At 59.8% G+C, this 9,395-nt stretch carries 11 protein-coding genes; 8 read left to right on the top strand and 3 right to left on the bottom strand.

The window, feature by feature from the left end; genetic code table 11:
* Nucleotides 1-82: 82 nt before the first annotated feature.
* Nucleotides 83-604, bottom strand: a complete 522-nt coding sequence (locus CJZ98_RS13430; RefSeq protein ID WP_094591642.1) for a phosphate-starvation-inducible PsiE family protein — start codon at nt 602-604, stop codon at nt 83-85.
* A 146-nt stretch (nt 605-750) separates the two neighbouring features.
* Between CJZ98_RS13430 and CJZ98_RS13425 the strand changes: the two genes are divergently transcribed.
* From CJZ98_RS13425 to CJZ98_RS13415, 5 genes are all read left to right on the top strand, one after another.
* Nucleotides 751-1,638: an MBL fold metallo-hydrolase gene (locus CJZ98_RS13425; RefSeq protein ID WP_094591641.1), complete on the top strand. Its 888-nt coding sequence runs from the start codon at nt 751-753 to the stop codon at nt 1,636-1,638.
* Nucleotides 1,639-2,117: 479 nt separating this feature from the next.
* Nucleotides 2,118-2,777, top strand: a complete 660-nt coding sequence (locus CJZ98_RS18385) for a hypothetical protein (RefSeq protein ID WP_157910993.1) — start codon at nt 2,118-2,120, stop codon at nt 2,775-2,777.
* A 642-nt stretch (nt 2,778-3,419) separates the two neighbouring features.
* The gene (locus tag CJZ98_RS18380) at nt 3,420-4,064 is read left to right on the top strand and encodes a hypothetical protein (protein ID WP_157910992.1); all 645 of its coding nucleotides are present in this window, start codon (nt 3,420-3,422) and stop codon (nt 4,062-4,064) included.
* A gap of 253 nt (nt 4,065-4,317) precedes the next feature.
* Nucleotides 4,318-6,108 (top strand): class I SAM-dependent DNA methyltransferase, encoded by a 1,791-nt coding sequence (locus CJZ98_RS13420; RefSeq protein ID WP_232756472.1) that lies wholly within the window; start codon nt 4,318-4,320, stop codon nt 6,106-6,108.
* On the top strand, nt 6,105-7,352 hold the full coding sequence (locus tag CJZ98_RS13415) for a restriction endonuclease subunit S (protein WP_094591640.1): 1,248 nt from the start codon (nt 6,105-6,107) through the stop codon (nt 7,350-7,352). Before CJZ98_RS13420 ends, CJZ98_RS13415 begins: the two co-directional genes overlap by 4 nt.
* Nucleotides 7,353-7,377: 25 nt before the next feature.
* On the opposite strand, the gene CJZ98_RS19460 is transcribed toward CJZ98_RS13415, so the two are convergent.
* Nucleotides 7,378-7,719: a Txe/YoeB family addiction module toxin gene (locus tag CJZ98_RS19460; protein ID WP_315855813.1), complete on the bottom strand. Its 342-nt coding sequence runs from the start codon at nt 7,717-7,719 to the stop codon at nt 7,378-7,380.
* The gene (locus tag CJZ98_RS18860; RefSeq protein ID WP_198537780.1) at nt 7,706-7,933 is read right to left on the bottom strand and encodes a type II toxin-antitoxin system Phd/YefM family antitoxin; all 228 of its coding nucleotides are present in this window, start codon (nt 7,931-7,933) and stop codon (nt 7,706-7,708) included. Before CJZ98_RS18860 ends, CJZ98_RS19460 begins: the two co-directional genes overlap by 14 nt.
* 21 nt (nt 7,934-7,954) lie before the next feature.
* Between CJZ98_RS18860 and CJZ98_RS13400 the strand changes: the two genes are divergently transcribed.
* From CJZ98_RS13400 to CJZ98_RS13390, 3 genes are read left to right on the top strand one after another with little or no spacing between them, the layout of a single operon-like run.
* Nucleotides 7,955-8,620 carry a DUF429 domain-containing protein gene (locus CJZ98_RS13400; protein ID WP_232756471.1) on the top strand — a complete coding sequence of 222 codons (666 nt, stop codon included), beginning with the start codon at nt 7,955-7,957 and terminating at the stop codon, nt 8,618-8,620.
* A gap of 4 nt (nt 8,621-8,624) precedes the next feature.
* A complete protein-coding gene (locus CJZ98_RS13395) occupies nt 8,625-9,047 on the top strand; it encodes a nucleotidyltransferase substrate binding protein (RefSeq protein WP_094591637.1) in 423 nt (140 codons plus the stop codon).
* Nucleotides 9,044-9,391 carry a nucleotidyltransferase domain-containing protein gene (locus tag CJZ98_RS13390; RefSeq protein ID WP_108723306.1) on the top strand — a complete coding sequence of 116 codons (348 nt, stop codon included), beginning with the start codon at nt 9,044-9,046 and terminating at the stop codon, nt 9,389-9,391. Before CJZ98_RS13395 ends, CJZ98_RS13390 begins: the two co-directional genes overlap by 4 nt.
* Nucleotides 9,392-9,395 lie beyond the last annotated feature (4 nt).

The raw sequence follows: 9,395 nt of genomic DNA, 5'->3' as shown, positions 1-9,395 counted from the left end.
TGGTTTCGGCCATTGGAAGGGAGGAATCCCGCTGACCAAACCCAATGCTGACAGGCCTCGCAAGAGCCACATGGACAGACCTTTAGGCAGCCCTGGCCTCCGGATCCACGCCGGCGAAGGTGGGCGGCAACCACACGCGCACCACCATCAGCAGGGCGGCGGTGGCGAGGAAGAGGCACACCGCCAGGATCTGCTGCCAGTCGGTTTCGAGCACGCCGTTCACGATCACCTCACGCAGCACCGACACGATCGCGATCTCCACCGACACGCCGATCGACACGCGCTGTTCCTGCAGGTAGATGATCAGCAGGCGGAAGAGTTCCACCAGGATCAGGATGAAGAGGATGTCGGCCGTGATGGCGTGAAACTGCGGCGTGGTGAGGAGTGAGGCGAAGATCGTCTTGAGCTGCAGCGCCATCACGCAGAACAGGCCCACGCAGAGCGACACGGCGATCAGATCCTGCACGGCCTCGAGCGACTGGACGATCTGCGGACGGCGGAACTGCTGGTGCCAGGGCACGGCGCGCTCGGCGGTGCGGGCGGCGCCGGGTGGGGCGTGGTCGCTGGCGGTGGCACCGGGGGCGTGGAAGCGGGCGACGGTCATGGCGGACGGGGCTGGGCTGGACCGCAACCATAGGCAGCGCCAGCTGATCAGTTGGCGGCTAAACGATAAGACTGGCTGATGCGATTGATCGGGGCGCGGCTGGCCGGCCCGGTGCCGCCAGGCTGGGGTGATCCGCCGGGAGCGCCATGGCCCGCGTACAGCAGCGACTGGCCGCCAATGCGGCCGGCCCCTTCTATGTGGACCGCAGCTGCATCGACTGCGGCACCTGCTGGCAGTTCGATCCGGCCCACTTCGCCCCGGCCGGCGAGGCCTCCCACGTGCAGCACCAGCCCCAGGGGGATGCGGAGGTGCGCCAGGCGCTGCTGGCGCTGCAGGCCTGTCCGGTGGCGGCGATCGGCACCAGCCGCGAACTGCTGGCGCAGACCCCCGCCGATGGCTTCCCCTCCCTGGTGGACGCGCGGCCCGAGGGCGACACGTATTACTGCGGCTGGGCGTCGCGCAAGAGCTTCGGGGCGAGCAGCTGGCTGCTGGTGCGCCGCCACGCCGATGGCAGCGCCAACAATGTGCTGATCGATGCGCCGCGCTGGAGTGGAGCATTAGCCCGCCAGATCGCGGAGTTGGGCGGCATCCAGCAGATCGTGCTCAGCCACCGCGACGACGTGGCCGACCACGCCGCCTGGGCCCGCCACTTCGGCTGCGGGCGCTGGATCCACGCCGCCGATGCCAGCGCGGCGCCGGAGGCGGAGCACCGGCTGGAGGGAACGGAGCCCGTGGCGCTGGATGCCGACCTGCAGCTGATCCCCACCCCCGGCCACACGCCGGGCTCGCTGGTGGTGCTGTTCGCCGGCCAGGTGCTGTTCAGCGGCGACCACCTCTGGTGGGGCGTGGATCCACCCGGCGTGGTGGCCTCCCGCCGCTACTGCTGGTGGAACTGGGAGGAGCAATTGCGCTCCGTGGAGAAGCTGCTGAATCTGGATGTGCGCTGGCTGCTGCCTGGGCACGGGCGTCGCCATGCCTTTGGGGCGGGGGAGTGGCGGAGGGAGCTGGAGAAGACGTTGGTGGGGGCGCGTTGATGTAGCTGGGGACACTTGGTGTTCACGGGTCCGCTGAACAGCCTGAGGGGCCTGAGTGTCCTCCTTCAAAGCGTTTGCCCGCTCTGGGTTCTGGGGGTGTTGGCTGGTGTCTTTCTGCTGCTTATACTGCGCGAGAGGGCCTGCGGAAGGGCTTATGCGGTTCTGCCCAATAACAAGTTAGCCATCTCCAAAGGAGCTGCTTAGGCTTTAGATTTGCACCTTGACGCCGACTCTCGTGTGTTACAGGCAATCACATACATAGGCGTGTCGCTACTAAACCGCTAAATTCCCCCACAAATAGATGTCTCGATCATTCAGCGTTGCCAATGAGAAGGATTCTTAGGCAACTTGGGCTCTTCGAATTTCTGGGACAAGCCAATCTTGTGCTGTTCATAGGATCCGCGATAACCACAGCCCTTCTAGAAGCAAAAGTAGAGGATATTAGGAGTAAGATGGGGGCTCAACTAGCTCAGCATGTCTTGGCGTTGCAGCAGATGTGCTGGTGGCTGGTGCCACTTCTACTTTTGCTTGCCGGTATTTTTGAAGGTATTAGACGTTGGATAGGTAGGCCATTGCAATGGAAATCAATTCAAGCAACGCTAGACGCGATTGACAAGCATCTATTCAAAGAATATCTTGATAGCACATCACACTACCATCGCGTAACGTTATTTAGAAGAGACCGCTTTCATCCTTGTTTTCGGCTGTGGCCATTCTACTTTCGGTTTTCATGGCCTTGGTCGGGATGGATGGTTCCAGTGGCACGATCGAGCCACACATATCAGCAGATGTTGTCTATTTTTATGGCACCTGATGACCCATTGAAAGCCGAGGGAGTTGCCGGCAGAACATGGGCACATAGAAGCCGTATTGATCTTCCAGACTTGCCTGACATTTCCGCGAACTGCCCGGAAGCTGATAAGAAAGTCTATGAAGATGCTTCGTTCTTTCCTCTTAAAAGATACCAGCGCAAAAATCTTAGGGCTCGTTCGTTTTACGGTCTACCAGTATATGTTGACAATGAGCCTTGGGGCGCTATCGTGATTGACAGCTCACAGCACAGCCTGAAAAAGAATAGAATACAAGACATCATCAATCTGCATCTCCCAATTCTTGATCAACTTCTGAAGGATTTCTAACATGGAGCTAATCTCTCGCCCAATTCTCACAGATCCATCAAGGTTTGCCACCGAAGTGGCCGGCCCCATCGAGCCCGGAGAAGGCGCTAGCTTGATTGTCTCTCCATATGATGTCCCGGATACGATATCAGTCTTTCAGGATCGCACATCAAGGAATAGTGGTATTAGATTTACTTATATTGTAGATGAGCCCACGGAAAAGAAGCACCTGTCGAAATATCTTCACGCAGAGATTGGCAAAAAGAGCGCACGAATTTATTCCCTAGTAGCTACATACCCCGAAAAGTCTAATATCAGGCTTTCACAAGTTATCCTTGATGGCTTTTCGCGTCTCGAGGAAATGTCAAGCCCCCGACGTCGCACTCGTGTTCGTGGTGGCCAAAGCGGCATCAACATGAATTTTCGATTGGTAAAGCGCCTACTGCGAAGCAACGCTTCGCGCATAGACAACTTGAGCGAAGAACTAAAGTCCAGCCCAGCCTAATCAGAGACACCTGTGTTTAACAGAATCGGTCTTGGTCGCCAAAATGGCTAACATCCAGAAGCAGAAGGCGGGCGCATGAGTATTCTCGCTTGACAAGATCTCCTGCCCGCTTCTGATCTAGAGCGTTAGAATTTCACAAAACAAACCAAGATTAGTCCATGGCAGCCTGCCCTTTTTCAGTTATTGAGTCTCGTTGGTGGGAGAAAGGCAATCACAGTGTTCGGCCTTTATTTGAGGCGGTTGCCTCTATTCATTACGACAATCCCAGCGCATTCGCTTACGATATGTTTGCCGATAAATCATCGCTCTCTGCTGTAATGAATATGCGAGGTGCCGATGAGCGAACCGAGATTGTATACCTCGCGAGCCATGGCGATGAAAAAGCGATAGGACCCAGCGTCGATAGATCAATCAGCAGGGCTGAGGCTCGTAATATCTTAATTACTGCGAATGCAAACAAGCAGATCAAGGGGTTGTTCTTGGGCACATGCCTCACCGGTAACGCGGACTTCGCGCGTTTCTTCTTAGAAAACAAGAAAACCAACCTCGAATGGGTCGCCGGCTATGCGAAATCTGTCGACTGGGTGGATGGCAGTGCAATTGACATGATCTTCTTCTCTAAACTGGCAGAGCTGTATGTTGCAAATAAAAGCAAGAGAAAAGGAAAGCTGTCTCCGCGAAACATGGCTCATTCTGCTGCCACAAAGCTGGTGGAGCTAGTTCAAGGCGCATATTCATCTTACGGATTCAACATTTACTTTCACGAGAATAATAAGCTTACAAGCATGTTCAAAGATCCTTAATTCTAACACGGCCATGCACCTGATCCGCCGCCGCCGATTGACTGTGACTTCTGAGGATCTTCTCCTATGGATCTCTGCGGGCAGGTGATGGCCAGCGTTGATGAGTATTAGTTGGCTGCATTGCATCCGCTGAGCCCAGCCAGTATTGTCCATGATCCCGCCGCCAAGGCATGCACCTGACGTATAGCTGGCGTCTCACTTGCAATCACCCCTGCCCTACTGGCAGGCTTGGCCCCGCCTCCTACCGGACCCCTTGACCCTCGCCGCCCAGAGACCGCTGCGCGATGCCGGCCAGGAGGACGACCTGCAGGACGAATTTCTCGGTGCCTTGGCCGCCTTGGGCGGCTCCGCTGGCAATGGCCGCCTGCGCGATGTTCTCGAGTGGGACGAGGCCACCTACGACGCCGTCAAGGCGGAACTGCTCAGCCGTCGCCAGATCGTGCCTGGCCGGGGCCGTGGTGGCTCGGTGGTTCTCGCCGGCGGCGAGGACGCTGAGCCTTCAACGACAGCCAACACCGACAGGCCCGCTCGACGCACCAGGGCTGCCAGGGGCTCCGGCGCTGGAACCTCTGCCAGCAGCTTCGAGCAGGCCTTCCGCGCCATCGACGACTGCCTGCGAAAGGAGGCCGGCTGCGGCACCGAGCTCGACTACACCGAACAGACCTCCTGGCTGCTGTTCCTCAAATACCTCGACGGCCTGGAGGACGACCGCGCCGCCCTGGCTCTGCTGGAGGGCCGCAGCCCCAGCCCGATTCTGGAGGAGCGCTACCACTGGAACAGCTGGGCCGCACCGAAGGATGGCAGCGGCCAGCTCGATCACAATGCCGCACTCACGGGCGACGACCTGCGCGATTTCGTGAACCAGAAGCTGTTCCCCTATCTGGAGCAGTTCAAGCAGCGCGCCAGCGGGCCAAACACGATCGAATACAAGATCGGCGAGATCTTCGGCGAACTTCGCAACAAAATCTCCAGCGGTTACAACCTGCGCGAGATCATTGATGTGATCGATGGCCTTCAGTTCCGCTCCCAGGCGGAGAAGCACGAGCTCTCCATGCTCTATGAGGAAAAGATCAAGCGCATGGGCAACGCCGGCCGCAACGGCGGTGAGTACTACACGCCCCGGCCGCTGATCCGCGCCATCGTGCAGGTGGTGAACCCCCAGATCGGCGAGTCGGTCTACGACCCGGCGGTGGGCTCCGCCGGCTTCCTGTGCGAAGCGTTCGAGTACATGCGCAAGGGCGGATCCACGGGGGTGGAACTCAGCACCGCCGATCTGGTCACGCTGCAGACCCGCACCTTCACCGGCAAGGAGAAGAAGAGTCTCGCCTATGTGATCGCGATCATGAACATGATCCTCCATGGCATCGAGGCGCCCAAGGTGCTGCACACCAACACCCTCACCGAAAACCTCAGCGATGTGCAGGAGCGCGACCGCTTCGATGTGATCCTCGCCAACCCGCCCTTCGGCGGCAGCGAACGCAAGGAGGTGCAGCAGAACTTCGAGATCCGCACCGGTGAAACCGCCTTTTTGTTTTTGCAGCACTTCATCCGCCTGCTGCGCGCGGGTGGCCGCGCCGGCGTGGTGATCAAGAACACGTTTCTCTCGAACACCGACAACGCCTCGGTGGCCCTGCGCCAGAAGTTGCTGACGGATTGCAACCTGCACACGGTGCTCGACTGCCCCAGCGGCACCTTCCAGGGGGCGGGGGTGAAAACGGTGGTGCTGTTCTTCGAGAAGGGTGCGCCCACTCGCAAGGTGTGGTTCTACCAGCTCGATCCCGGTCGCAACCTGGGCAAGACCAACCCGCTCAACGACCGCGACCTGGCGGAGTTCGTGGAACTCCAGAAAACCTTTGCGGATTCGCCCAAGAGCTGGAGCGTGGCGGTGGACTCCATTGATCCAGAGAGCTGGGATCTCTCGGTGAAGAACCCCCATGGGGGTGAGGCGGTGGCGCTGCGGAGCCCGCAGGAGATCATGGCGGAGATTGCCGCGCTGGATGCGGAGAGTGCGGAGGTGCTGGGGAGGATCAGGGCGTTGGTATGAGAGAAGGGTGGACGGCCAAGACACTTGATGATGTCTGCCATTTCAGTAATGGCTTATGGAAAGGTGACAAACCTCCATTCGTTACTGTCGGGGTAATCAGAAATACCAACTTCACCAAGGAAGGCACTCTGGATGATTCTGATATCGCCTTCATTGAGGTAGAGGCGAAGAAGTTTGAGAAGAGGCGGCTCCAGTTTGGGGACATTATCCTTGAAAAGTCTGGTGGCGGCCCGAAGCAGCCTGTCGGGCGTGTGGTTTTATTCGACAAGCAAGACGGAGAGTTTTCATTCAGTAATTTCACGGCAGCGCTACGTGTCCGTGATCCAGGGGAGGTTGACTTTCGCTATCTGCATAAGTTTTTGCATTGGGCCTATCTGTCTGGAGTCACTGAGGCAATTCAGAGTCACTCAACTGGAATTCGCAATCTGAATGGGGACGCGTACAAGGCCATTCCATTCACTTATCCCCCACTCGCCGAACAGCAGCGAATCGTCGCCCTGCTCGACGAAGCGTTTGCGGGCCTCGCCACCGCCAAAGCCAACACCGAACGGAACCTCCAGAACGCTCGCGCGCTCTTTGAGAGTCATCTTCAATCCGTCTTCAGCCAGAGGGGGGAGGGATGGGAAAGCGTGTCGCTGGAAACTCTTCTTAATCGCAGATGGATCGAAGGGCATTTAGACGGCAACCACGGAAGTGATTACCCAAGGAAGGAAGAGTTCGTCCAAGAAGGTGTTCCTTATATCTCTGCAAACTGTCTTGATGGCCAAAGCAATATTGATATGTCGCGGGCTAAGTTTTTGACTCCAGCCAGGGCCGGCCTCCTTCGGAAAGGGATCTCTAGGAATCGTGACGTTCTTTTTGCGCACAACGCCACCGTCGGGCCTGTTGCTATTCTCCATACCGTCGAGGAGAAAGTGATTCTGAGTACATCGCTTACCTACTATCGATGCAATCCCAATCACATTCTTGCTGAGTATCTGGCCCATTACATGCGCTCCCAAGAGTTTAAGAAGCAGTATTTACAAGTAATGCGACAATCTACGCGCAACCAAGTGCCTATAACAAAACAGCGAGAGTTTTTCCACATCATCCCGCCGCTTGAAGATCAGGAGCGGATTGTTGGCACACTCGATGGTCTGCTTGAAAACAGCCAACACCTCACCCGCCTCTACGAACGCAAACTCGCCGCCCTGGAGGAACTGAAGAAGTCTCTCCTGCATCAAGCGTTCAACGGCGAACTCTGAGCCCCAGGCGTTGGCCTCCAGTTCATCATCCATCCAACCAGTTCAGACGCTGCCATGACGGCTGCGTAGGCGACCTGCTGGCACCTCGCCGCGCTGTCTTACCGGTAGTGAACCCTGCAGGCCAGTATGACAAGAAGCTCACCATCCAACCGGTAAACCAGGCGATGGCCTCATCGATGCGGCGCGACCAGCAGCCGGCCAGATTTTCCGGCAGGGGCTCGGGTTTGCCGATGCCAGCGAAGGGATCACGCAGGCACGCATGGATCAGCTGGTTGATGCGCCGCAGCTGGTTGCGGTCCTGGCTCTGCCAGTGGAGATAGACCTCCCAGGCGGCAGTGGTCCAGGCCAGCCGCTCAATCGACGGCATCGGCCGGATCCGGATCGATCAGCCCATGGGAGAGGAGCTCCCCGCGCCCGGCCTGCTCCAGCGACCGCTGCAGATGGGCCGCATTGGCCGGGGAGCGCAGCAGGTGCACCGTTCCATCAGGCTGTTGCACGTGTCGCGCGACATCACCACCGCCCCCTTGGCGTGCTTCAGCAAAGCTGATCTCCTCCACGGCGTTGCCCAGCGTCCTGTCCATCAGCATGGCGGGATGCCGAGAGTGGCCGCCATCCCTGTGTCCACCGTGATCGGCATCGACGTGGGCGGCTCCCGCAAGGGCTTCCACGCCGTGGCGGTCACCGGTGGTGCCTACGCCGGCCAGCTGGCGACCCCGGATGTCCAGGAGCTCGGCCACTGGTGCCGCTCCGTGATCGGTGCCCAGCAGATCGCCATCGATGCGCCCTGCCGCTGGAGTGGCAATGGCCGGGCCCGGCCCTGCGAGCGTGAGTTGATGCAGCAGGGGATCTTCTGCTTCGCCTCCCCCAGCCGCGCGGTGGCTGTGAGCCATCCCCGCAACTACTACGGCTGGATGCTGCAGGGTGAGGCGCTCTACCAGGGGCTGGAGACCAGCCATCCGCTGCTCGCTGGCTTGCCTGCCGCAGGCCTGCCTGCGAGCGGTCCGGCTTGCTTCGAAACCTTTCCCCACGCCATCGCCTGGCACCTGCGCGGCGGCAACGCCGAGGCTCGCCAGAAACGGCTGCAGCGCCGGGCCCTGCTGGAGCAGGCCGGCATCGATACCGCAGCGCTCACCAGCATCGACTGGATCGATGCGGCCCTCTGTGCCCTCACGGCTCACCACCTGGCCAGCGGTCGCCCCTGCCGGGCCTATGGCGAGCCGGCCTCGGGGCTGATCGTGGTGCCGCAGGGGCCACCCTCCTTAGCCTGACCCCATGGCCGATGCAGACATCCGCTGGCGCCAGCGGTTCGACAATTTCGAGCGGGCCCTCCAAGTGCTGGAGCGTGGTCTGGACCTGGCGCGGCAACGGCCCCTGAGCGAGCTGGAGCAGCAGGGCTTGATCCAGGGTTTTGAGTTCACCCATGAACTCGCCTGGAATCTGCTCAAGGACTATCTGCAGTACCAGGGAATCGAGGGCATCATCGGTTCGCGGGATGCCACCCGCCTGGCGTTCCAGAACGATCTGATCAGCGATGGCGAGGGTTGGATGGCGATGATCAAGGCTCGCAATCAGTCGTCTCACACCTACAACCTCGAGCAGGCCCAGGCGATCGCCCGCGACGTGGTCGACCGCTTCGCGCCCCTGTTCGGCGCCCTGCGGGAGCGCTTCACCGCCCTGTGCGTCGAGCCGTCATGACCGTCCGCCCTCCCCTGGCGACGGCGCAGGCCATCGGCCTGCCGGAAGCGGCGATCGTGGCCATCCAGCAGGTGCTTGCCAGCCACCCCGAGGTGGAAGCCGCGATCCTCTACGGCTCCCGTGCCTTGGGTCGCCATCGCCCCGCCTCCGACATCGATCTCACCCTCATCGGCCCCGCCATCGGTGCCGCCGCCCTAGCCCGCATCGATGCCGAACTCGACGACCTGCTGCTGCCCTGGGTGATCGATCTCTCCTGCCTGGCCTCGATCCGTCACCCCGCCCTGCTGGCGCACATCGAGCGGGCCGGCGTGGAGCTGTATCGCCGGCCGGATGCACCAGACTGACCCC

Source organism: Vulcanococcus limneticus LL (assembly GCF_002252705.1).
Classification (GTDB): Bacteria; Cyanobacteriota; Cyanobacteriia; order PCC-6307; family Cyanobiaceae; genus Vulcanococcus; species Vulcanococcus limneticus.
The sequence above is the reverse complement of the archived record's forward strand: the minus strand, read 5'-3'. Positions and strand labels throughout refer to the sequence as shown.

Bases quoted from the DNA above. Each gene is read 5' to 3' on its own strand.
- CJZ98_RS13425 (WP_094591641.1), top strand. From the start codon at position 751: ATGGCCCGCGTACAGCAGCGACTGGCCGCCAATGCGGCCGGCCCCTTC.
- CJZ98_RS13395 (WP_094591637.1), top strand. From the start codon at position 8,625: ATGGCCGATGCAGACATCCGCTGGCGCCAGCGGTTCGACAATTTCGAG.
- CJZ98_RS13430 (WP_094591642.1), bottom strand. From the start codon at position 604: ATGACCGTCGCCCGCTTCCACGCCCCCGGTGCCACCGCCAGCGACCAC.
- CJZ98_RS18380 (WP_157910992.1), top strand. From the start codon at position 3,420: ATGGCAGCCTGCCCTTTTTCAGTTATTGAGTCTCGTTGGTGGGAGAAA.
- CJZ98_RS13415 (WP_094591640.1), top strand. From the start codon at position 6,105: ATGAGAGAAGGGTGGACGGCCAAGACACTTGATGATGTCTGCCATTTC.
- CJZ98_RS13390 (WP_108723306.1), top strand. From the start codon at position 9,044: ATGACCGTCCGCCCTCCCCTGGCGACGGCGCAGGCCATCGGCCTGCCG.
- CJZ98_RS19460 (WP_315855813.1), bottom strand. From the start codon at position 7,719: ATGCCGTCGATTGAGCGGCTGGCCTGGACCACTGCCGCCTGGGAGGTC.
- CJZ98_RS18860 (WP_198537780.1), bottom strand. From the start codon at position 7,933: ATGGACAGGACGCTGGGCAACGCCGTGGAGGAGATCAGCTTTGCTGAA.